Origin of the sequence: Marinilactibacillus sp. Marseille-P9653, from assembly GCF_916618885.1 — a bacterium.
Lineage (GTDB): Bacteria > Bacillota > Bacilli > Lactobacillales > Carnobacteriaceae_A > Marinilactibacillus.
In genome coordinates this window covers 1,237,208-1,262,071 of the sequence record NZ_CAKAKH010000001.1, presented here as the reverse complement: position 1 = coordinate 1,262,071, position 24,864 = coordinate 1,237,208, and the positions used below count along the sequence as shown (strand labels likewise).

Genomic DNA, 24,864 nt, shown 5'->3' with positions numbered 1-24,864 from the left:
AAATCGCTCCTCTACTTAATAGATCCAATCATTCCAGCTACAAAGTATTTTTGTAGTAAGAAGAAAATCAGAGCTGTTGGGATAGTTGTAATTAAAATAGCTAGCATGATTGCGCCGTAATCTGGTGTATATCCTGATCCAAGAGCTGAAATAACTAATGGAACCGTGTAGTTTTTAGGGTTTTGTAAGATTACAAGAGGCCATAGATAATTGTTCCAAGAGTTCATAAAAGTAACAATACCAGCTGCTGCATAAGTGGTTTTCATTGTTGGCATAAAGACTCTAAGGAAAAGACCAAGCTCAGACAAGCCATCAATTCTTCCTGCTTCTAAAAGCTCTTTTGAAAACATTTTTGCGTTTTGTCTAAAGAAGAAAATCAGAAAAGCCGTTGAGAAGTATGGTAGCATAACCCCAGCCAGTGTATCGATACCGATACTTGGTGCAACATTAGAAATCATTCCAAAAAGTCTGAATAATGGAACCATCAACGCTGCAAAAGGAATCATCATTGATCCCAAAATCAACGTATAGACAATTTCTTTTCCTTTAGATGGGTGAACTTCAAATCCATAACCTGCTAGTGAAGAAATGAAGATCGCAATGAAAGTTTGACCAATAGCTACGAGAGAAGAATTTCCAATTGCATTCACAATATCTGTTGTTTCAAAAACTGTTCTTAAGTTTTCCATGAAATGAGTTCCTGGGAGCAACTGACCTCTTGTTACATCAATAGAAGGATTGGTGACACTGACCATTAGGAAGTAGAATGGAAAGAAAAACATAATACATGTGACGATAATAAAAGCATACATCAGAATTTTTTTCATTAAGATTTGATTTTTCATTTTTTCTCTCTCCCCAATCTGAATTGAATAATCGTTAAGACAATAACGAAGAATACGATACTATACGAAACAGCCGCTGCGTATCCAAAATTTGGTGTGTATTGGAAAGATAGATTATAAATATACTGAGAAATAGTTGTTGTGGCATTACCTGGTCCACCACCGGTTAAGTTCATTGGCTCATCGAATAATTGTAACGTACCAATTGTTGACGTAATAGAAGTAAACAGGATTACTGGACGTAACATCGGGATAGTAATTTTGAAGAACTGTTGGAATGAAGACGCACCATCGATTCTTGCTGCTTCATAAATACTAGGATCTACATTTTGTAAAGCAGATAAGTAGAAAATCATATTATATCCAGTCCATCTCCAAGTAATCGCAATGACAATTAACACTTTTGCCCAGAACGGATCTCCTAACCACAAGATTGGGTCATTAATCAGATTTAGAAACATCAACACTTGATTGACAATACCATTGTTTGCGAATAGATACTTGAAAATCAATGAATAAGCAACAAGAGAAGTGATCGAGGGCAAGAAGACCAGTGTTCTAAATAGCCCTTTAAATCGCAACGCCTTATTATTCAATACAACTGAAAAGATTAACGCCAAGAAAATCATTACTGGAATTTGAAAAATAAAGAAGATAAAGGTATTCTTCACTGCTGTTAGAAAGGCTTGATCGTTAAATAGTCTCTTATAGTTCTCTATACCAACAAACTCTAGACCAATACCTGCACCAGAATGAAGGGATAACCAGAGTGATTGTATCATTGGGTAGAAATAAAATACGACAATGAAAAAAGTAGGGATAATTACAAATGCCCAACTCATGATTTTACGTTTCTTTTCTAATTTACCTAATTTTTTCTTTTTAACTGGTGGTTGTTTCGTCATCGTTGTTCCTCCTCTAAAAAGATTCAGACCCCTTTCGTATCATGCATTGAAAGGAGTCTGTCTCTTAATAATCCTTGTGCTACAGTGAAGATTCAGCTTGTTGCTGCGCACTCTCCAACACGTCATTCAGATCTGCTCCATTAAGATAATCTTGTAACGCAACTGCTAGAATATCTTCAATCGCATAAGTATTTTCACCAAATTCCACTTCTGGAATTTCTTGTGTCCATTCAGCAAAATCACTATTAACCATTTGACCACCGAAAAATTCGCTTTCTACTTGATAAGCTTCACCTTCAGCAGCTGGTTCATAAGCAGCAATAGCATTAATCTCAGTTGCTAAATCTTGATAGAAGTCAACATCTGATCCAAATGTAGCACCAAGGAATTCTCCAGCTTGTTCGTTGTTATCGATATTCAACACATAAATGGAAGATCCACCTAAGTTTGAAGCGTTAACTGAACCTTCAATTGTTTGACGAGGAATCGGTGCAATAGCCCAGTCTCCAGATTGAGATTCTTCTGCTGTGATAGAAGGCGTGATCCAGTTACCTGTTGGAACAGTCGCTACTTCACCGTTATTAAAGGCTTGTAAAAACTGATCCCAGTCATTATGAACATTCATAGCGCCAGATTCAAATAACTCTTTATACGTTTCAAAACCTAATCTTAATGATTCATTTTCAGTAATGTATGGAGTTTGACCGTCTTCTTCTGTTAGCCATACCCCACTAGATTGCATCATGACACGAATGATTCCTAAATCATTGTGGTCATTTGTCATCCATTTGATACCTGTCTTTTCTGTTACATCTTTACCAATTTCAACATATTCGTCCCAAGTAATGTCTGTAACGTCTTCAAGTGTGTATCCTGCTTCTTCAAGAATATCTGTTCTAACGTATAATCCAGTTACTCCACTATCGAAAGGAACATTGTATACTTCATCTTCGTACGTTCCAGCTTTTGTTTTATAATCTGCAAAATCCTCAACATTATAATACTCTTCTAGAGGTACGAATGAACCAGGATAAGAGTTAAGGAAACTTTGTGCACGATAATCTTCAATAAAAACAATGTTTGGTAATCCTGTTTCTACTCCAGAACTTAAACTAGTATTCAATCTTTGGATAACATCATCTTGTGAGTTTTCAACAATATTCAATTCGAATTCTGGGTTATCTTCTTTGTAGTGCTCTTCAGCAATTTCAAGTGCACGAACGTTAAAGTTCGGATCCCAAGTCCATACGGTTAGTTGGTTTGGCTCTCCAGTAGCGCCTTCTAACTCATCGCCTTCTTCTGTATCGTTTCCGCCACCACAAGCTGTTAGGACTAGTAATGCTGAAGCACTCAATGTTAAAGCAGTTTTTTTATTAAACATGTGTATTCCTCCATTATTCTATTTTTTATATTGGACTAATTCTATAATTGTATTGGTAAGACTGATTGAATAATTGATAACGTCTTAGAACTCCTGGGCCACAACTTGCAGATCCAATACCGTTTAGCTGGTGATCGATATTTAATTCCAGTAAAGATTCTTTTTCAAGCTCTACATTATTGCGTTTTTCACCAAGTTGTTCAGTTGAATAAGCTCTCAAACTGAAATTGAATCGTTCTCCAGTAACTTTGATTCCATTCCCTCTATTATTTTTGATTTCAACCCATCTGATTTCTGATCGGTTTCCATTTTCTTGAGGCATGATATATGGAGTAAATAAGTCATCTACTGATTTTTCGTAGACGCCATTCTTTGCAGCTAACTGTACATCTGAATAAGATTCACCTGGACCATTCCCAAGCCATTTCACTTGATTGAACTGATCTGAAAGCTTCATTTGCATGCCGACTTTAGGCAATGTTTCACTCCCCTCGCCATATTTTGTAGCTTTAACCGAAACTTCAAACGAACCATCATTAGAAACACGATATGTTGTTAATACATTGAAACCCCAATTGTAAACAGCGGGTGCCAAATTAGACTGAACTTCTATGATTACTGGCAATTGCTGTTCTTTACTAACAATTTTCACTTCATTAATCCGTTCTTGAATTAAATCCACGCCAGCTTCTTTCCAAGTGTCAGCCACTGGAGATGTTCCAAATTCTTCGAGCCCTAAACGATCATTATCTGTAAGTGCTCTCCAATAATTATGTTTTGGTCCATTCTGTATAATGACTTCTCCAGAAACTTTATATTGACTGATTCGACCGGTCAACTTATCAAGTATCCATGCGAACTGATCTCCTGATACTGAGATTTTGCTTTCTTCATCGGCTAAAGTGACTGATTCTTTAGGACTAAGCATTACCTTTTTCGGTTCACGATTTCCTACTTCAAATTGTTCCCAAGCGATTTCGTGTCCCGCTTCTGCCCATTCCGTTGGATATTTTTGTAGAAACCTTATTGTGAGATGGCTATCTTTGTCAATTTCTTCTAAAGAGAAAGGAATGTCCACTGTTCTACTTGATGATGCACTAATAGTAGAAATGTCTAGTTCTCCTTTTGAAATGGTTTCGCCTTGAGTCTGAATTTCCCAAACGCCATAGACTGCTGAAAGATCAATAAAATCGTAACGATTCTCGATTTCAAATTGGCCATTTTCAAGATCAATAGCTCGAACATGAATCGGTTCAATGGCTTTTTTATAGTCTAATAGCGCTGGCGATGGTGTTCTATCGGGCATGACTAATCCGTCGATCACAAAATTAGAATCATGGGGTTTTTCACCAAAATCACCACCATAGGCATAGGCTTCTTTGCCATCCGGTCTATCGATCTTAATTCCGTGATCAATCCACTCCCATACAAATCCACCTTGAAGTCTTGGATACTTGTAAAATAACTCAACATACTCTTTAAAGGCTCCAGGACCGTTCCCCATCGCGTGTGCATATTCGCATAAAATATGTGGTTGAGCTAAGTCAGTTCGCTTCCCTAATTTCTCCATCGTATCTACATCGGTATACATTGTGGAAAACATATCTGCAGTTCTATTTAATTCCTGTGGCTCATTGTTCGTTCGTTCAAGTATGTCCCTTGTTTCTCCCTCGTAGTGTAAGAGCCGAGTAGGATCATTTTCTCTAACCCAGTCAGCCATCGCTTGATGATTGGAACCAAATCCAGATTCGTTACCTAATGACCAAATCACTACGGAAGCATGATTCTTATCTCTTTCGACCATTCGTCTAATTCTATCTACATAAGCTGCTTCCCAATATGCATCCTTACTCAGCTGACTCCAGTCGTCTATGAAAACAAATCCATGTGTTTCGATATCCGTCTCATCAATCACATAAAATCCATATTGATCACAGAGATCATAGAAAACTGGATGGCTGGGATAATGAGAAGTACGGATAGCATTGATATTATGCGCTTTCATCATATTTAAGTCTTCGATCATAGTTTCAACCGAAACTGCTCTTCCATGCTCAGGATGAAATTCATGACGATTAACACCTTTAAAGATAATGTGCTGTCCATTGATTAAAATTAAACCGTCTTTGAGCTCTATTTTCCTAAAGCCAACTCGATTGGGAATCAAATCAATGATATTTCCTTGATCATCTATTAATTCAATAAGCAAGTTGTACAAGTAAGGATCTTCCGCTGACCACTTACGGGGTTCTTTTATTTGTAAGATTTTTTTAAACGCTTTTACTGCTTTATCACTATCTGAAGCGATTACATTATTTTGCTGATCTAAAAGTGTATAACGAATCGTATAGGATTCAGGTTGATTTGTTAATCTGATGTCAATTGATAGTTCTGAGTCTATATACTTGTTGTCAAAATCTGTCTGGATTTTGATATCTTCTATAGAAAGAACAGGTTTGCGAATTAAGAGTACATCACGGAAGATTCCGCTTAACCACCACATATCTTGATCTTCAAGATATGTTTGTGCACTGAATTTGTAAACTTTAACCGCTAAAGTATTTTGACCTTCTACAAGATATTTTGAGATATTGAATTCAGAAGCCGTTCTACTACCGGTTCCGTACCCTACAAATTCTCCATTCACCCAAACGTGAAAAGCACTTTCCACTCCTTCAAAGCGAAGTGTCGTTCTTTCACTCAGCTCATCCTTTGAAAGGGTAATCATTTTTCTATATGCACCTGTTGGATTTATTGAAGGTATGTCTGGCGGAGCTACAGGAAATGGATACTGTACATTTGTGTAGTGCGGATGACCATATCCTTCCATTTGCCAATGTGATGGAACGGTAATGTAATCCCAGTCTGAATCATCAAAGGTTTCTTCATGGAATGATGATGGAATTCCATCAGGATATTCTGAGTAATTGAACTTCCATTTTCCATTCAGCAATTTAACTTTTGATGTATACTTCTTCTGGTAGGTTAATGCAGACTCCGTATTATCATATGAAAAAAAGTAAGCATGTTCCGGTTCTCGATTGATTTCAATCGTTTCTTGACTCTTAAAGTGTTCATACCTGTTCATTCATTACGCCTCAATTCTTTACTAAAATTTACCTATAACACTTAAAGTTCTTAATTGCTGGTAAATAAAGAATTTGCACAACTTCTTAAGAACACTTTATAACAATCAAAGAATAATTGCAAGCGCTTTAGGAAAACTTTTTACTTATTTACTAAAAATTTACTTCACCATTAATTTGTATGTCCACGAAAACGATTGTCAATTTAGGTCTTTTACATTATGATAACAGTATTCTTAGCTGTACTAAAATAAACGCGTTAAGGGAGTTTTATGATGAAATTCATGGAAAATAGTTTCTCCAAATTAGGCATTCTCAATCAATCACTCGTACGTTATCCAGTTTCTTTTTTATTTTTCCTTCTTTCAACAGTATTTATGATTAGAACGAATCATTCAAATTTCTCTGAAGTATATCAGAATCCGATTTTAGCTTATGCAATCGGAGGACTGCTTGCGGCAGTTAGTCAATCTTTTTATGAACGATTTTTCAGCGGAAAGCCATTCCTTCGAATAGGGCTATATATCATTTCTATCATTGTCACCATGATTTATTATATTTTCTTTCTTCGAAGTTATCCATATTACAGCTCTATCGTCGCCATAAGATCCAGCGCGCTTGTCGCCGCTGCCTTGACAGCTTATGTCTGGGTACCTACATTAAAGTCTATCGTGCCTTTTGACTTAGCCTTTACTGTTGCATTTAAAGCTTTTTTCACCAGTTTCCTATACTCTATGGTCTTAGTCATTGGTTCGTTTGCAATTGTTGGAACCTATGGATTTTTAATATCCGAAGTGAATTTTGAGATATTTGGAGACTTAGCTGCAATCATATTCGGTCTATTTGCGCCGATGTGTTTCTTATCCTATATTCCTAATTACAATCTTGTGAAAGGCTTGGAATCAAAGAAAGACCAAACTTCCCTATCTATTCCAAAGTTATTGAGTTTCTTAATTTCATACATCGTGATCCCTTTACTTACTGCCTATACATTAATTTTAGTATTATATATCGTTCCTAACCTTGCTGGGGAGTTCTGGTTCGATAATTTACTCGAGCCTTTATTAATCAGTTATGCCATCATTGGATTTATCACTTTGTTTATCTCACATACTATAGATAATAATAGTACAAATTACTTTAAATTGATTTTTCCCAAAGTCCTTTTGGTTATAGCAATTTTTCAAACAGTCGCTTCTCTGATCAAAATCCAACAACTTGGATTAACTCATGGACGGTATTACGTAATATTGTTCGGTCTATTCTCAATTATCTCCAGTCTGCTTTATAGTTTTTCTAAAAACAAAAAGCAATATGTCCCAGTAGTGTTTATCATTTTGACAATCCTATCAATTGTTCCACCCATTGATGCTATGACCCTTGGGATTAATGCACAGATATCAAAATTAGAGTCCTTACTTGAAAAGAATAATATGTTGGAAGATAACCGCATCATTGGTAAGTCAGATGTGAGTCTCGAAGACCGTGAAATCATTGTAGATAGTCTTCAATATTTATCTGATTATGACGCTTTGAATCGCATTGACTGGTTGCCTGATAACTTCGAGTTTTACGGAGAAAACTTTGAATCGGTATTCGGTTTTGACCAGTATCCGTCTCAATATGAAGATGACTCGACTATCGATGAAACTTACAATCCAGCCTATACGAGTTTACAATTGGATAAAAGGCAGACTATCTCCTTTAGTACTACTGACATCGATCAATTAATGATTGTTCCATTTTCGTATGATCAATATGTACAGCCAAGTGCTCAAGAGACAGCCTTTCAAATTGAAAACGATGAGTACAACTTGGTCGCGACAGCAGAAGAGGATGCTTTCGAACTTGATTTGAACACTACAGATAATGAAACCATATTAAACTTTGATTTATCCTTTATGTTAGAAGACAACTTTGAATTCTATGATACGATTCAAGATCTTTCAGCGTCTGATTTAACTTTTGTTGAAAATAATAATCAAGTTACCTTGACTGTTATCTTTGATAATATTGAGCTGTTAGACAATGAGTCCTATTCCGGTAGTTTGTATCTTTTAGTTAGCTTAAAGGATTAAAAAATAGCCTGCTATAGTAAGAGTTCCCTCTACTATAACAGGCTTATTTTTATTGTGTTTCATGTTTTAATTTCATTCTAGTTTTAATGATATAAATCAGCATGATACTGACTACTACAAACAATCCTACGATAATAAAGTACAGTGGCATCATATTATCAGGGTTCTGATTTGACGTATTCTCCACGATCACAACTGCTTGTTCGTTCGCTTCTTCTTCCTCTTCTTCAGTAATCGTGAATGCTTCACTGAAAGTCCATTCGCCTTGTTCACTTGAGGCTGTTAGTTCAACACTATAATCACCAGCTTCAATCGCATAATTCTCCCAATTGATTACGACATCCATAGAAGACTCAGGAGCGATTCTTACTTCTTCCATTGAAGCCGTTTTGACTAGCGTATCACCTTCATAAACTTCAGCAGTAATCGCAAGGTCTCTCAAGATCATAGGCTGCATATTTTTTAATGTTGCGATAACAGCCGTTCTACTATTAGATAAACCAGGTTCAACGTCTGTTAATTCAATCAGCGGTTCCAGCTCCGAATCATTTTGAGATAACTGCAATCCAATAACGTAGGCATATTCATTCAGGATTGCTACGCCTTCACTTTCTTCGTCATTAACGTTTCTTCTTTCCTGAAAACGAAGACCTCCAAGAACGACTCCATCAAAAGGTTCTTCTGGTACTGATATCGTCGCAAACACTGATTCTGTTTCTCCGGGCTGAACCGTTACTTCAGTTTGTTCCAACATTGCGAAATCGGTTAATGCATCTTCACGATAAACAACAGCTTCTGGGTCATCATAAATAATCACGCCGTTCCTATTTGTTGATGCGTCGTTTAGCGCGACATCAACAATAATTTCTTTATCGCTCCTATTCAATATCATCGTTACCACTTCTTGAACTTGTCCGGGCTCTACTCGTAAATCGAAGTAAGATTGATTCAAATCATGCTGGTTTTTAGGTATCACCGCTTTTACAGAAAAAGCTACGCCGTCTTCTGCATGAGCTACATTCGGAGCCCGAAAAAGTAATATGCGCCCGAGTATAAATACCCATTTGAATCCTCTTACAATGTTTATATTCCTAAGATGGTGTGTCATCTAATGACCAAGTAATTGTTGCAGTGTGAGTACCAGCTTCTCCAGCTCCAGCAGGTACAAATAGTTCTACATCTCCTTCAGTCGTCCAATCATAGAATGAACGTCCCATACCCGTTCCAGCCAATGCATTAATTGGTATAGCAGTAGCATCAGCACTAATTGTCATCCCACTTAATACTGGTGTAGTTTCAGCAATTGTACTGGTAGTATCAAAATCTGGTACAACAAAAGTAAGTGTGCTTCCTGGTAGTGAAGGTTCTCCGTCCTGTGTGAAACCTGTCATAGAAGCGACGATATGCCATCCTTCTTGATTTCCTCTTGAATCAGCTACTTCAAGAAATCCATTGTCATCCGCTGTAGCAACACTAGCACCTAGATAAGTTTCTTCATCAGCTGATAAATCAACCGTACCGAAAGTGATTGCTGTTGGAGCATCAACTAAGTCCAAAGCTCCACCTTCGAATGTTACAGTTGCTTCAGTCGTATCCGTGTCTACAACTGCAGCTTGAGCCACGATTGGTGAAATTGCTCCTAGTAATAATCCTAATCCTAAACCGCTAATCATTTTCTTCTTTAAATTCATTATTTTTCCTCCTCAAGGAATGTAGTTTTTATAGTTGAATCACAAGTTAAGGGACATCTGATAGTGTCCAGGTAATAGTTGTACTGTAAGTGTCTGCCATAGCTTCTGGTACTATTTGAAGCATCGGCCCTCTATTTGTTGGCCAGGATATATTCACTGGCTCCCTAGAGGTGGTCGTTCCGGAAAAAACCGTTAATGCTGAACTTGATAATGGCGTCACTTGATTATTTTGATCAACGAAAACTAACGCTTCAGGCAATTCGCTCTGCATCGTTCCGGCTCTTAGTGGGTGCGCCAAAGTAGCATCCAATCGCCAACGACTACCTGTCGCGCGAGTATCTTGAACTCCAATAGCCCAACTAGAATCATCCAAAGGCATTAACGAACCAACATTTTCTAAATTATGTGTACCAAAAGGCATAGTTTCAGGAACTGATACTAAAGATAGTGCACTTGCAAGCACGATCCCACCGCCTGGTAAACTGGAATGTTGCTGAGCGTTAATGGTCACAGCGGAAATTTGAGTACCTACCGCTCGAGCGGATTGAATATTAATTGCAAAAGTTCCATCGTTACCAACAGGACCTGAGTAAGATTGAGTTCCAATAGTCAGCAGAACTGTAGTGTAAGGGGGCGCTGTTCCTCTGACCACTGTATCTTGATCATAAATCTCTAGTAAATTCGGTGGATTTGGCCTTTGAATAACTGTAGTAGTGATTTCAGAACTCAATAAAACGTTTTCTCTAACTTGTATCCCACGTATAATAGTTCCCGCTTCACGAGCTCCAATATCTACTGAAAAAGTTCCATTAGCGGCCACTACTGAAGTGAAAGTTTGTCCTCCTACTGTAATCCTAGCTGTATAGCCTGGTACTCCAGTTCCACGAATCGTACCATCTGTTGAAAATATTGGTGTGGTGAAAGTTAGTGGTGGTACCGTCGGATTTGTTACTTGTAAAGTTGCGGTATCTCTGTTTTGACTAATCAAATCAAGGTCTAAAATAGAGCCTCCTGTAACTAAAGCTGCACTGAAGTTATAGGTTCCATTATTAACGAGTGGCAATCTATCATAGAACAGATTAATTGTATAAGTATAATGGCCACCTAAACTAAGATTAAGCAATGATGTCGACATCGTTATGAAGACTTGATCATTAACTGTATCTAAGCCAATTTGATTGGCATTATAATTCATATTTTGTGTTCCCAAATTCAGAAGTCTAGGAATTTCTGTTCTACCTGTTCTATTTACAATCCCATTCATAAGCTCTGGTGGAAGATTAAAAATAATTGTGGATGTTCTTAAAAGTGCAAGATCTAATACACCCGTACCATTTAAAGTGAGCGTAATTCTATCTTGATTGTTTATTCTAGTATTCGTCACTGATAGTGTCGAACCATTTAATATTCCTGCGTCAACCGCTGCTGCTCGGGATAGTGAAATAGGACTTTCTTCAATAACCCCTTCAGAAAATATTTCGTTTTCTTCTATAGCTTCTTGTTCTGATTCTTGCTCTGGTTCTTGCTCTGATGTTGGTTCTTCGACCTCATTACTTATCTGTTCGATTTCTTCTACTTCTACTTCACTGTCAACGACTTTGTCTCTAGTGTCTAATTCCTCAGACTCCATTAAGACTTCAGATTCATCATCCTGAATTTCTTCCGTTTCAGCATCACTTCGATTAAGCGTCTCCGCAATAACCGGTGAAACAAACTGGACTAGAAGTGTCAGAATAACTAAAAAATTAAAAATAATAATGATTTTTCTAAATTTAACTATTCTAACTACCCCCTGACTATCAGTGTGTTTTAGTTTAATTAAATAGGACAATAACCTTTTAAAGAAAAATGACCTAGTCAAATCTATTTATCATTTCCATCATACTATCATTAATATAACTATTCAAACAATTAAACTTGTGGACGTTTTATGACATTAATTGATTTAATAGCATAAATAACCTTATTTTAAAGCTTTATATCTAAATAAAACTCTCATAAATTAATTCTATTAAATAAATAGAATGTTAAATAAATACTATTCTATCCATTCCGATTTTGTCTATTGATTACAATTTCACTAACAACCGTAAAAGTGATCTTTAAAGTACAAATCTACTACTAACCGTTTCTACGGGGCACTAATATTAATTCTGTCGTAAATAGATAAATTTGATTTTCTATAAAACTTTAACTCACTTGTTAGTTTAGTTATAAACGCTCCTAATTCTATCTAAATTATTTTAAATTTAAGTCCTGAGCGTTACATTTTGAGACTATGCTCTCTGGGTTTATGATAGGTACATATTAAATTTAAGGGAGCGATTTTGAAAAATGAGTAATGAACAAAATGTCAATCCATTAGATCAATATTTCAACGGAGAATTTCCAAAGCAACCTCAGACACCTCCAGGTCTTCAAAAAGAGATGGATCCAGTACCTGACTGCGGAGAAACTTCATATGTAGGAAATGGACAATTAAAAGGCAAACGTATATTAGTTACCGGAGGAGATTCTGGTATCGGTCGTGCTGCAGCAATTGCATATGCGCGTGAAGGTGCAGATGTCGCAATCAACTATCTTCCAGAAGAACAACCAGATGCAGATGATGTTAAGCAATTAATTGAAGCAGAAGGTAAAAAAGCTGTTCTTATCCCAGGGGATTTAAGAAGCGAAGAATTCTCTAAAGGAATGGTTGAAAAAGCTGTTTCCGAATTAGGTGGACTTGATGTACTGGCTTTAGTCGCTGGTAAACAGCAAGCAGTGTCAAATATTGAGGATATTACAACAGAACAATTAACAAGTACTTTTGAAACGAATATTTATTCTATGTTCTGGTCAATTCAAGCAGCGATTCCTCACTTATCTGAAGGAGCTTCTATTATTACAACTTCTTCTGTACAAGGATACGATCCATCTGCAAACTTATTGGACTACGCTTCTACTAAGTATGCGATTAGAGGATTCACAATTGGTTTAGGTAAGCAACTTGCACCTAAAGGCATTCGTGTGAACTCAATTGCTCCTGGTCCAGTATGGACTGCACTTCAAGTTTCTGGAGGACAGCCGCAAGATACTATCCCAGAATTTGGTAAACAAGTTCCACTTAAAAGAGCGGGCCAACCTGCTGAATTAGCTGATATGTATGTTTATCTTGCTTCTGAAAAAGCTAACTACGTTACTGGTCAAATTTTCGGTATTACTGGTGGTACACCACTTTCATAAGCAAATTTAAAGTATTGCTTCAAGAATAATAAAAGTCCGCTAGTATCTAAATCAGATGCTAGCGGACTTTTATTTAGTTTTCTATTTACTTGCCATTATTTTTATTCAAGATCCATGCCACTAAAGGTTGAAAACCGATAATGACTATCATACCTGCTAGACTCCAGAAAAAAAGATTATTCATCCCAGTAAACAGATTAATCAACGCTGTCCAACTCAATAATATAAATAAAACTGTACTGGAGACAATCAGAACTCTTAAACGTTTGTGTAGCAACCCTGTACTTTCCGAATAACTTCTCACTACATACTGATTCACTGCATATATCCTAACTACTCTATTATCTATGCGCCCTTTTAAGATCAATATCATTGCATAGAGAATTAAACTCAATCCAATCGTAAAGCATGCAGATGCAAACCATTCCATTGTACTTTCTCCTTTTTAGTAAATATTTTGCTGACTGAGTTAAATGTAAAGACTTACATTTAACTTTACTGTAAAATAGTAACCGTAGTCAAAAATTGTAATGGAGGATTGTTTAATTTATGAATAATGCAAACTTTAAGTTCCATAATGATGTTGAAATACCAAAAATCGGTTTCGGTACTTGGCAAATCCCGAATGACGAAGCTTACGATTCAGTCACGATGGCATTGAAAAATGGCTATACACACATCGATACTGCACTAGCTTACCAAAATGAAGAAAATGTTGGAAAAGCAATCAAGGATTTCAATCTACCAAGAGAAGAAGTGTTTATTACAAGTAAACTGCCAGCTCAAATCAAAGGGTTCGAAGAAACTTTAAAAGCATTTGATGAAACTATTACAAATCTTGATGTTGATTATTTAGACTTATATTTAATCCATGCACCATGGCCTTGGGATGAAATCGGAAAAGACTGTACTGAAGGTAATATTCAATCTTGGAAAGCAATGGAACAGTTATACAATGAAGGTAAAATTAAAGCAATCGGCGTTTCTAACTTTGAGATAAAGGATATCCAAGCATTATTAGATAATTGCGATATCGTGCCGATGGTAAATCAAATTCCTTTTTATGTTGGACGAGACCAAGAAGATCTACTAGCATTCTGTAAAGAACACAATATTGTTGTTGAAGCCTATTCTCCACTAGCAACTGGCGAGCTTTTGAAAAATGATGACATCAAAGCATTAGCTGATAAATATGATGTTACTCCAGCTCAATTGCTTATCAGATACTGTCTAGAAAGAGATACGTTACCTTTACCAAAATCAACTCACGAAGAACGTATCATTCAAAACAAGGAAGTCGACTTTGAAATTTCAGAAGAAGACATGAAACAATTGATGCAAATGGACGACGTAAGAAAATAAAATACATGACGAATATCTTAAGGAGTTGCCTTTTAGTAGGCAACTCTTTTCTTTGATGAGTCATTTCAAGTTATAATATTTTGAGGAATGGCTAAATTTTACTATACTTATAGTAAAGGAGGTCTCTTTTTGAGTGAGCACACAGAAGACAATCTATTTTCTTATACTAAAAATCAAGATTTTATTATAGTTATTCCGTCGTTAGATCCAGACGAAAAACTAATTAAGCTTGTTCAGGACCTTCGAACTGAAGTTAGTGAGCGCTCTCCTATCATTTTAGTAAATGATGGAAGTGATGCTGATACTTTGGCTGTCTTTGATCAACTAGCAGTTGACCCAAATACTCATCTACTTACTCATGACGAAAATTTAGGCAAAGGTCAGGCATTAAGAACAGCCTTTAACTATGTAAGAAAAGAATTTCCTGAAATGTCAGCAGTTGTTACAGTAGACGGAGATGGTCAACATACACCATCAGATATTTCGAACTGCCTTCAAGAGTATTATTCAAATCATTGTTCTGTCATATTGGGTTGTAGAAATTTTGAAAAAGAATCTGTTCCATTTAGAAGCCGTTTTGGAAATGTTTTTTCGAGAGGAACGCTTAGACTTTTTCATGGAATCAACATCAGTGATACCCAAACAGGCTTGAGGGTTATACCGGTAGGAGTTCTTGGCGACCTATTGAAGGTTGAAGGAGATCGATACGAATATGAAATGAATATGCTTTTATTTTTCAAAGATCAGGATATTTCAATCGTAGAAACACCAATCTCTACCGTATATTTAAATAACAATGAATCTTCTCATTTTAATCCTATGATCGATTCAATAAAAATCTATAAAACTTTCTTTAAGTATAGTCTTTCAGCGATCTTTTCTTTCTTAATTGATATACTTTTATTTGCTATATTTGTTTTCTTATTATCTAATTGGATACAGAATTACTATATTATTTTAGCCACCATTTTTGCTCGTTTTGGATCGGCTTGTTTTAATTTTCTAACAAACAAATATTTAGTCTTTAAAAGTAAACAATCTTCTCGTTCCGTATATCGTTACACGGTTTTGTTTGTTGCTGAGATGATGACTTCCGCATTCTTGGTTCAAACAATAGTATCTGTTCTTTCTTTTGATTTAGAGTGGGTCATCAAAATTCCTGTAGATGCACTTATATTTTGTATAGGATTTTATATTCAAAAGAACTGGGTATTCAAAAAGCGCTCTTCACAAACACCTAACTATCTAAAAAACTCCTAGTACGTTCATGTGACATATATTCATAAACATATATATTAGCCATTCTCTTTAATTTCCAGTTTAAGAGACCAATCGTCTATTCATTTATTTTGTTATTTGCTCTGATCTGCAACTTGCCGAATCATCTTTAAAGTAACTATTTCAAAAAAAGCCGTCAAAATGAGGATATTAAATCCTTTATTTTGACGGTTTTCTTTCTTTCAATTTTTAAATTAATGTTCATTAAAGACTTTTACCAGTCTTTTTGCTATTCAGTTAATCCGTTATTTTGAATCACTTCTTGATAGAAATAGAAACTATCTTTTTTGATTCTTGCTAGGTCTTTTAAATCATGATCTTCTCTATTTACATAAACAAATCCGTAACGTTTTTTGAAACCTTGGTGAGAGCTGAGGATATCGATTGCAGCCCACGGACAATAACCGATTAATTCTACCCCATCAGCTATTGCATCGTTACAAGCAGCAATATGATCTCTGATGTAATCGATTCTATAATCATCATGTATTTTTCCATCTTCAGTCAATGTGTCCGGTGTTCCTAATCCATTTTCTGTGATGATCAAAGGCAGTCTGTAGCGATCATAATAATCATTTAAGACTAATCTTAAACCCATAGGATCTATTTGAGCGCCGTATTGACTGGATTCCAAATGAGGATTCTTCTCAATTTTGAAATATCCGTACAGATCATAATCTATCTCATTAAATTTAGTTCCAAAAGGATTCTCTTCTGTTTCAGGTAAATAAGAGGCTACTAATGTACGGTAATAATTCAATGCGATCAAATCAGGTTTGGCAGCTTTTAAGATTCCTTCGTCTTCGGGCTGTCTTACAGGTTCAATACCCGCTTTAGCAAGATACTCTTTGTAGTAACCAGGATAATCTCCATAACAGTACATATCTAAAGCATAGTTTGTTTTGAAGTTATCATTCATTTTTGCTGACCAGATATCCATTGGTTTGTTTGAGGCAGGATAAGTCACTGTCGATGAAACGGCAGGACCAATTTTACCGTCTTCTATTATCTCGTGGCAAGCATTCGTTGATAAGGCGTGAGCTACAAACATGTGATAATCCATTTGAGCACGCACACGTTCTGCATCTTCAGGAGCAACGTCATACATGTTCATTCTTTCATTGACTCGAATCATCAGATTCTGTTCATTATTCACTTGCCAGTTTTTCACTCGGTCTCCAAACGCTTCAAAACAGATTCTTGAAAACTTCTCAAAAGCATAAACACATGCCCGGTCTTCCCAGCCATTATATTTTTCTACTAATGCATAAGGTAAGTCAAAGTGATAAAGCGTGATAAAAGGCATAATATCTTGTTCAAGTAGAAAATCGATCACACGATTATAAAAATCGATTCCTTTTTGATTGATTTCTCCATCTCCATCAGGCAATATTCTAGCCCACGAAATAGAAAAACGATAGGTCTTTAAACCTAATTCTTTCATCAAAAGAATATCTTCTTTGTAGTGATGATAAAAGTCACTTGCTACTTTGGTATCTGCTTGCTTATCTGATTTTTTGAATGAATTGAAATCAGCAACGGTCATTCCTTTGCCGTCTTCATCCCAAGCACCTTCTATTTGAAACGCTGAAGATGAGGCACCCCACCAGAAATCTTTTTGAAAATGATTACGCATAACTTGTCCCCTTGTCTTTAATCAATAAAATATCTTCCAGTATTGAAATATTGGTCTTCGATACACTTTGAATCTCTTTGTATTCATTTGTATTCGTGACAACAATAGGAGTGATCGTGTCATACCCTTTGGCTCTTATAGTATCCAAGTCAAAAGAAAGCAGCTTATCTCCTTTTTTCAATCTATCTCCTATTGTAACAAAACTTTCGAAAAACTGACCATTTAATTTTACTGTATCTATTCCAATATGAATCAAGACTTCTAGTCCATTATCAAGCGTTAATCCAATAGCATGTAAAGTGGGAGCTAAAGCCGTAACCGTACAATTATCTGGTGCTACAACCTCTCCAGTCTCAGGAAGGATTGCAAATCCTTTCCCCATTGCTCCAGAGGCAAAAACTTCATCATTAACCTTGCTTAAAGAAACCAACGTACCTTTAACTGGCGTAGCAAGTACCTTATCTGCTTGTGAAGCCATAATTATTGGACTATTTTCTATGCTTGTAGAAGTCTTGAAATGATCGGTTACTGTTGCTACTTCCTCATTATCAGTAGGTATGTCTTTAAATCCTATGAATACAGTCATGGCACACGCCCCGAAGAACGCTACAGATATACCAATAAGATAAGCTAGAAAGGCGGTCGTTCCTGCTTCTGCATAAACCGGGATCGTCAATATACCCTGGTTAGCGAATGCATTCCCATAAGAACCACCCCAGCCCATAATGGCTCCACCTAAGGCACCACTGATAACCGCGTAAATCATTGGTGTTTTAAGTCTTAAGTTGGTTCCATAAATAGCTGGCTCTGTGATGCCGAATAGCGCAGTTACACATGCAGACAACGCCACTGTTTTAAGGGCTTTATTTTTCGTTCTAAAAAATACGCCTAGCGCAGCGCCTGCTTGAGAAAAGTTCGCCGCTCCTGCAAAGGCTAATAAGTTCTGACGTCCGTTTTGAGCAACGTCTTGTATCCCTATTGGGATAATGGCTCTATGTGCACCAAAAACAACTAACACACACCACATACCACCAATAAAGGCTCCCAGTAATATTGAACTAAAATCCATAATATAGTAATATACCCAGTTCACTGCATTCCCCATATAAATTCCGATTGGACCAAAAAGCAATAAGGTCGCCGGAATCATTACAAGTAAAGAAAAGGTAGGTACTACAATAATCTTGAGTACTTCCGGTATGATACGTTCAAAGAATCTCTGAACGTAAGACAAAATAAAGACAGCAATAATAATTGGGATAACAGAAGAAGCGTAATTTGCTTGCGTTACTCCCACTCCAAAGAACGTTACGGACAGATCTCCTGTCATTAATTCAATCAAAGTTGGATATACTAATGTCCCACCAATAACCATGGCAATAAACTCATTAGCTTTAAACACTTTTGCAGATGTATAGGCTAAAATAAGTGGCATAAAATAAAAGATAGCATCCGAAGCAGCACTCAAAATAACATACGTATTGAATTCTTTAATATCTAAATCATAGAAACGCATAGCGAACATAACCGCAATCGCAAGCAATCCTTTAATCATTCCAGAAGCTGCAATTGCTGGTATGATTGGTGTGAAAATGGCTGCGACTGTATTCAAAATCTTATTTCCTAAAGACTCGTTTTTATCCAGCTCTACATTACGATCTTTTTGATTATGATCAAGTAACGGTTCTATTTGTTCATAAACTTTAGCGACTTCATTACCAATAACCACTTGCGTCTGTCCACCATTAAACACCACAGACAAAATTTCATCCATATTATCCAATGTTGACTTATCTACTTTATTTTCATCTTTGAGTACAAATCTTAGTCTTGTAAAGCAATGTGTCAATTCTTGAACGTTTGATTTTCCACCGACATTTTCAAGAATCCTTTTTGCTATTTTATCATGATTCATCATTTTCCCTCGCTTAAATTATCCATCTGTTTCGTATGTTACTAAACCGAGGGATACTTATATAAAATTAGTGTTATTTAAAGTCAGAACTTAATCATAGACAAATATAAAACAAATATCAATTAGTTTGAACACAATTTCAGAAAAATTATGATGGTTTGAACAGAATAAGCTTTTTATCCATTAAAAAAGACAGTTTGCTGTTAATAGCAAACTGTCCGTAAATTTAAATTCTATCCAAATTCTTCATATTCATTCGGATGCTGTCCTTCTACACGGCCAGGCTCTCCTTTATCCAATCCATCAATAGTGTCAATATCTTCTTGTGACAATTCAAAATCGAATACATCAAGGTTTGCTTTTTGATGCTTGTACGAAGAAGATTTCACAATAGGCATAACCCCGTTTTGTAAATTCCATCTTAAAATCACTTGAGTAGGCGATTTATCGTACTTTTTAGCAATCTCAGTAATGGTTTCGTGCTCGATTACATCGTTGATTTCTCTACCAAATGGACTCCAAGCTTCAGTTAAAATGCCAAGCTTTTTGTTTGTTTCAACTAGTTCATTATTGTTGAAGTAAGGATGTCTTTCAATTTGGTTTGTAGCAGGTGTAACACCTGTTTTGTCGATTATCGTATTCAGGTGTTCTTCTAAGAAGTTTGAAACACCAATGGTTTTGATCAACCCAAATTTCTGTGCATCGACTAACGCTTGCCAAGCTTGATCATACTTACCTTGTTTTGGTAGCGGCCAGTGAATAAGATATTTATCAAAATAATCAATTCCTAATCTATATAGCGACTCTTGAATCATTTTGATGGCTTTATCATAATCATGTGCCATTCCAGGAAGCTTAGAACTAATAATCAATTCTTCTCTTGGAACAGAAGAACGTCGGATTGCTTCCCCAACCATTCCTTCGTTCATGTAGTTAGTTGAAGTATCAATGACGCGGTAACCTGCCTCAATAGCGGTCAAGATACTATTGACTCCAGTCGCGCCTTGAATGTTTACAGTACCCAATCCAATTTTTGGAATGCTTGATCCGTCATTTAATTCGTACGTTTCCATTTTCTTCATCTTAGAACATCCTTTCATTACTTTTGACAAAATTATTGTAACGCACTTACTTTTGTCGTTTCTAATGATATGCTCGAACGTGAGGATCTAACCTTAGTTTATCGAAAAATAAGAATGACGTCTCTTAATTATAGAGGCAACAACAAAAACCTCAGTGAGAGTCTTACAGGACTCTCGCTGAGGTTTATATTTATTAATATAATTTTTTAAAAGTTAGTTCATCTTTTTGCAAGCCCTAAATTAACCGTCGCCTTTTTCAAATGATGGGTACAAGGTCATACCGCCATCAACATAAAGTGTTGTCCCTGTGACGTAACTAGATTCACTCGATGCTAACCATGCCGCTGCGGCCGCTACTTCTTCAGGTTTACCAATATAATTCATCGGAATCATACTAATCGTTTTCTGTTTTGCTTCTTCATCTTCAAATTTCTCTGCATTGATATCTGTATTGATGGCACCTGGAGAAAGATTATTCACTCTAATACCCTTATGAGCATACTCTAAGGCAATGGTTTCCGTAAACATCTTCACACCACCTTTACTCGCAGCATAGTGTGCAAAGGTTGGCCATGGAATTTTATCATGTACAGAAGACATATTGATGATAGAACCTTTGATATTGTTTTCTACAAAATAATTTAAAGCCGCTTTTGAACCTAGAAATACGCCATCGAGATTCACACTCATAACTTTAGACCAGTCATCAAAACTTAATTCATGTGTTGGTGATTGATTCTCCATACCTGCATTATTGACCCATAGATCAAGTTTCCCAAAATGCTCAACTGCTGTATCCATTAATGTTTGGACACCCTCTTCAGAACCAACATCAGCTTGAACAGCGACTGCTTTTCCACCATGACTTTCAATGGCTTCAACAGATTCATTTGCGCCTTCTTCATCACTATGATAGTTGATCACAACCGACATTTTTTCTTTACCAAACCGAATGGCTACTTCTTGACCAATTCCTTTAGATCCTCCGGTTACGACTGCTACTTTCCCATCTAAATCTTTATACACAAACAGTTCCTCCTCAGACTATTGATTAAACGACTTCTTTCTTTTTAAATGTACCGTAGCTATAGGTTTTTCTCAAAAGATTTACCTTAAATGATCAGAATATTTGAAAACAAAAAGTCGATAGACTCCTCTACCGACTTTTTGCGTTACATTATGATTTTATTGACAAATTGTTCAGTGATCAATTGAGGACGTGTAATGGCACTGCCAACAACTACAGAATGTACACCTAACTCCAAACATCTTTTTGCTTTCTCCGGTGTATCAATATGTCCTTCCGCTATGACGGGTGTTTCAACAGATTCTAAAATGATTTTTAGTTTCTCAAAATCTTGATCTGCTATATTTAATCCTTTTGACTTTTCTGTATACCCCATCAATGTGGTCGAAAGAAGATCAAACCCTAGTTTCTCTGCTTCCATGACTTCTTCTATAGTTGAACTATCGGCCATCAATAGGACATCAGGATACTTTTCTCGAATGTGTTTTACAAAATCTTCAAGTGATTGTCCCTCTGGTCGTCTTTGATCGGTGGCATCGAGTGCAATAATCTCACAGCCTACTTCCATAAGTTCATCGATTTCTTTCATCGTTGCCGTAATATAAACGGAAGAATCATCGTAGTCTCTTTTGACGATCCCAATCAGTGGAAGTTCCGTTTGTTTCTTGATTTCTGTGATATCTTCCTTGGAATTGGCTCTAATGCCGATAGCACCACCTTGTTCTGCTGCAATCGCCATTCTTCCCATAATGAAAGAGCTATGAAGGGGTTCATCCAGTAAAGCTTGACACGACACGATTAGTCCACCTTTAATTTTTTCAAGAACTGACATCTATTTATCTCCTTTATAATTATTCTATACTTTTTTTGAAATAGTCACGGCTTTTTCTTTATCTAATAAAAATGGTCTTAGGTAAGGCAATGCATTTCCTAGAGGAAGTATATCCTCGTGAAGATCGATACCCAACTGATCCATGATAAAAGTTCTCCTCTTAATCATTCTGTCCCATATTTCTGGATAGTTTGACTTGATTTGTTCTTTTAGCATTTCATCTGCCAGTACAATGCCACCTTCTGCACTCGTTCCAGAGAACCCTTCAATCGAAGGAATGATATCTACTTGAAACAACATACCACTTTTCAATGTAACAGTAGAATCTTTGTATATGGGAGAAGCCATCCATTCTTCGTCTGCAACATAATGACCTGGATTCAAGTGCCAGCCATACTGTTTTTTAGGAAGAACCGTTTCAATTAGCTTATAAACTTCTTTTCCTTCCATACCTATATGAACATTCTCCAACCAAGTAGATATTGCTTTGAAATAAGGATAAACGACTTTTTCTAAATACTGCTCTTGTCCTTTAGGTAACTCTGTTGCATCGTGAACAGCAAATGCACTTCTACTTTGAAGGCCACCTTTATATCCAACGGTTAAAGACACAGGATCTCCTAAAGCAATTTTCTTGTGGCCTGGGTACAATCGTGCTTTTTCAAACCGTTTACCGGTTGCAGCGATTGTGACTACACTGTTTGGTTGGCCACTAGCATTCAAAATTTGTCCTAATTCCATTTCTGTTTTTCCTATTTCAACGGCATCTAACGTCTTAAGTATACTGGCAGACGCTAATGCAGCTCCAAATTCGTAATGCGCAATCTCATTGGCAGTGTTTGTGGTTCTGACTCCCTGGTCTCCGATAAATAGATCTGTAGCATTGAATACTTTATCTGAACCAATCTGTTTTGTGATCGTCTCTACAATATAATGAGGAAGGTCAAAGTTCTTTTTCGACTCGGCATGAGTTCCTGTAAACAGTTTCCAACCAACTAAACCAATTTGACCATCCACTTTAAATAAAGTTTGATCTAAGATTTCTGTAAGTGGCTTATCTTCAAATCTAGGCTGATTCGGTAGGGAGAATTGAGGCGCATGTATCACTTTCCCTTTTAAACGAGCATGTTTTTCAAGTTTCAGATTTTCATTCCCTAATACATAATAGACTGTTCCATCATCATGTATGATCAGTAATGCTTCTTCAAATCTTGTCAAAAAACCAGTAAGATATTCAAAATTTGAGCCATGTTCTAAATCTTCGTAAATAACGAGGGTGGAGTATCCTTCTGCTTTCATTGTCTTTAGTACACGTTCAAATCGTACTTCCATGGTCTCATCTGTTAGCGTAATAGGAACTAAATTTGTTTCGGGTAAAGGGGGGGCAACTTTTGCAAGCTGAATGCTTTTAGGTTCTAATGGCATGTTTATTCTCCTAACGTATACGTTCTTAACCTTATTGTATCATATCCTTTAAACTATGGTTGTGCCACTCATATGCGAAGTCTATACACTGAAAGAGGCTGGGACCTTTGTCCTAGCCTCTCAATAATCATTATGATTTAATTTGAATGCTTGCTCTTGAAATTATAAACAGCACCAATCAAATTAGCATCATTTTTATACGCACAAACATCTAGCACTGGTCTAAAAATGTCTAATCCAAGTTCTGTCATTAAGATTTCAATTTCCGCATTCAATTTTTTCAACAAATCCGGTCTACTGGATACGCCCCCACCAATTAAAATCACTTCAGGGTCAAACGCATAAGTGAGATTAAACAGTCCCATCGACAAGTATCTATAAAACTTATTAACTTCTTCTACTGCGACTTCATCCCCTCGTTCAGCTAAGTCAAAAACCGTTCTTCCGTCGACAGGCTTAGCGGTCATATCCATTCTCTCATTATATCGTTTAGCTAGTGCGACCGTTGTCCCCAGCTGACTGAACGTTTCTTTTTCATTCAGAAGCATGATTCCAAACTCCCCACCGAATAAATGAGCGCCATGCTGAACTTCTTTGTCAACTATTACAGAACCACCAATACCTGTTCCGACTACAACAAACAAGACATTCTTATTATCCTTTGCTGCGCCTTTCCAGACTTCAGCTAACGCTGCACAATTTGCATCATTTTCTATAGCTACAGGTAATCCAAAAAGCTCTTCAAGTTCATCATATATCGGAAAGTGATGTAAGTAAGGTAATGCACTAATACCTTCAATAGTTCGCGCTTCTTGATTTACAGCACCTGGAGAAGAAATAGCTACGCCATCCAGTTCGCATAATTCATCGAATCCTTCTTTTATTTCAACTAATAAATCTTTCATCTCATCCCATGTGGACGGTGATTTAAAAAAGTTTTTTTCTGTTAGTTCTTCATCTTGCCAAATAGCGTATTTTAATGATGTTCCACCAATATCAAATACTAATATAGCCATATCCATTCACTCAACCTTCGTTTTTCAGTTTTATACATCAAAATAAAAAATTCTATATTCATAGCATACCTTACCCGCTA

General features: G+C 36.5%; 19 protein-coding genes. 4 read left to right on the top strand and 15 right to left on the bottom strand.

The features are described from left to right. Nucleotides 1-11: 11 nt before the first annotated feature. From LG377_RS06180 to LG377_RS06165, 4 genes are all read right to left on the bottom strand, one after another. Entirely contained in the window at nt 12-845 is an 834-nt protein-coding gene (locus LG377_RS06180) for a carbohydrate ABC transporter permease (protein WP_370632542.1), read from the bottom strand. Beyond that, on the bottom strand, nt 842-1,750 hold the full coding sequence (locus LG377_RS06175) for a carbohydrate ABC transporter permease (protein ID WP_370632541.1): 909 nt from the start codon (nt 1,748-1,750) through the stop codon (nt 842-844). The genes LG377_RS06180 and LG377_RS06175 overlap by 4 nt, the downstream gene beginning before the upstream one ends. Nucleotides 1,751-1,829: 79 nt before the next feature. Continuing rightward, nucleotides 1,830-3,131 carry an ABC transporter substrate-binding protein gene (locus LG377_RS06170; RefSeq protein ID WP_225743804.1) on the bottom strand — a complete coding sequence of 434 codons (1,302 nt, stop codon included), beginning with the start codon at nt 3,129-3,131 and terminating at the stop codon, nt 1,830-1,832. A gap of 25 nt (nt 3,132-3,156) precedes the next feature. Beyond that, nucleotides 3,157-6,219 carry a glycoside hydrolase family 2 TIM barrel-domain containing protein gene (locus tag LG377_RS06165; RefSeq protein WP_225743803.1) on the bottom strand — a complete coding sequence of 1,021 codons (3,063 nt, stop codon included), beginning with the start codon at nt 6,217-6,219 and terminating at the stop codon, nt 3,157-3,159. A 273-nt stretch (nt 6,220-6,492) separates the two neighbouring features. Between LG377_RS06165 and LG377_RS06160 the strand changes: the two genes are divergently transcribed. Beyond that, nucleotides 6,493-8,295 carry a DUF4153 domain-containing protein gene (locus LG377_RS06160; RefSeq protein ID WP_225743802.1) on the top strand — a complete coding sequence of 601 codons (1,803 nt, stop codon included), beginning with the start codon at nt 6,493-6,495 and terminating at the stop codon, nt 8,293-8,295. A 49-nt stretch (nt 8,296-8,344) separates the two neighbouring features. Here LG377_RS06160 and LG377_RS06155 read toward each other — a convergent pair whose 3' ends face one another. From LG377_RS06155 to LG377_RS06145, 3 genes are read right to left on the bottom strand one after another with little or no spacing between them, the layout of a single operon-like run. After that, nucleotides 8,345-9,403, bottom strand: coding sequence for a DUF916 and DUF3324 domain-containing protein (locus LG377_RS06155; RefSeq protein WP_225743801.1), 1,059 nt, complete (start codon nt 9,401-9,403; stop codon nt 8,345-8,347). Continuing rightward, on the bottom strand, nt 9,387-9,986 hold the full coding sequence (locus LG377_RS06150) for a WxL domain-containing protein (RefSeq protein ID WP_225743800.1): 600 nt from the start codon (nt 9,984-9,986) through the stop codon (nt 9,387-9,389). The genes LG377_RS06155 and LG377_RS06150 overlap by 17 nt, the downstream gene beginning before the upstream one ends. A 46-nt stretch (nt 9,987-10,032) precedes the next feature. Continuing rightward, a complete protein-coding gene (locus LG377_RS06145; RefSeq protein WP_225743799.1) occupies nt 10,033-11,817 on the bottom strand; it encodes an Ig-like domain-containing protein in 1,785 nt (594 codons plus the stop codon). Between the two features lie 503 nt (nt 11,818-12,320). On the opposite strand from LG377_RS06145, the gene LG377_RS06140 reads away from it, so the two are divergent. Continuing rightward, nucleotides 12,321-13,211: an SDR family oxidoreductase gene (locus LG377_RS06140; protein ID WP_225743798.1), complete on the top strand. Its 891-nt coding sequence runs from the start codon at nt 12,321-12,323 to the stop codon at nt 13,209-13,211. Nucleotides 13,212-13,296: 85 nt separating this feature from the next. On the opposite strand, the gene LG377_RS06135 is transcribed toward LG377_RS06140, so the two are convergent. Then, complete coding sequence (locus LG377_RS06135) at nt 13,297-13,641, bottom strand: hypothetical protein (RefSeq protein ID WP_225743797.1); 345 nt, start codon at nt 13,639-13,641, stop codon at nt 13,297-13,299. A gap of 119 nt (nt 13,642-13,760) precedes the next feature. Between LG377_RS06135 and LG377_RS06130 the strand changes: the two genes are divergently transcribed. Further along, nucleotides 13,761-14,573, top strand: coding sequence for an aldo/keto reductase (locus LG377_RS06130; protein ID WP_225743796.1), 813 nt, complete (start codon nt 13,761-13,763; stop codon nt 14,571-14,573). An 87-nt stretch (nt 14,574-14,660) separates the two neighbouring features. Continuing rightward, nucleotides 14,661-15,833, top strand: a complete 1,173-nt coding sequence (locus tag LG377_RS06125; protein WP_225743795.1) for a bifunctional glycosyltransferase family 2/GtrA family protein — start codon at nt 14,661-14,663, stop codon at nt 15,831-15,833. Nucleotides 15,834-16,080: 247 nt separating this feature from the next. Here LG377_RS06125 and LG377_RS06120 read toward each other — a convergent pair whose 3' ends face one another. The 7 genes from LG377_RS06120 to LG377_RS06090 all read right to left on the bottom strand — a co-directional run bounded on the left by LG377_RS06120 (nt 16,081) and on the right by LG377_RS06090 (nt 24,784). Continuing rightward, the gene (locus LG377_RS06120) at nt 16,081-17,487 is read right to left on the bottom strand and encodes a glycoside hydrolase family 1 protein (protein WP_225743794.1); all 1,407 of its coding nucleotides are present in this window, start codon (nt 17,485-17,487) and stop codon (nt 16,081-16,083) included. Next, nucleotides 17,480-19,402 carry a beta-glucoside-specific PTS transporter subunit IIABC gene (locus LG377_RS06115; RefSeq protein WP_225743793.1) on the bottom strand — a complete coding sequence of 641 codons (1,923 nt, stop codon included), beginning with the start codon at nt 19,400-19,402 and terminating at the stop codon, nt 17,480-17,482. Before LG377_RS06115 ends, LG377_RS06120 begins: the two co-directional genes overlap by 8 nt. A gap of 233 nt (nt 19,403-19,635) precedes the next feature. Then, entirely contained in the window at nt 19,636-20,484 is an 849-nt protein-coding gene (locus LG377_RS06110) for an aldo/keto reductase (protein ID WP_225743792.1), read from the bottom strand. A 240-nt stretch (nt 20,485-20,724) separates the two neighbouring features. Continuing rightward, a complete protein-coding gene (locus LG377_RS06105; RefSeq protein ID WP_225743791.1) occupies nt 20,725-21,510 on the bottom strand; it encodes a glucose-1-dehydrogenase in 786 nt (261 codons plus the stop codon). A gap of 146 nt (nt 21,511-21,656) precedes the next feature. Beyond that, on the bottom strand, nt 21,657-22,343 hold the full coding sequence (locus tag LG377_RS06100; protein ID WP_225743790.1) for an N-acetylmannosamine-6-phosphate 2-epimerase: 687 nt from the start codon (nt 22,341-22,343) through the stop codon (nt 21,657-21,659). 24 nt (nt 22,344-22,367) lie between these two features. Further along, nucleotides 22,368-23,768 carry a Xaa-Pro peptidase family protein gene (locus LG377_RS06095; protein ID WP_225743789.1) on the bottom strand — a complete coding sequence of 467 codons (1,401 nt, stop codon included), beginning with the start codon at nt 23,766-23,768 and terminating at the stop codon, nt 22,368-22,370. Nucleotides 23,769-23,905: 137 nt separating this feature from the next. Next, a complete protein-coding gene (locus LG377_RS06090) occupies nt 23,906-24,784 on the bottom strand; it encodes an ROK family protein (protein ID WP_225743788.1) in 879 nt (292 codons plus the stop codon). Nucleotides 24,785-24,864 lie beyond the last annotated feature (80 nt).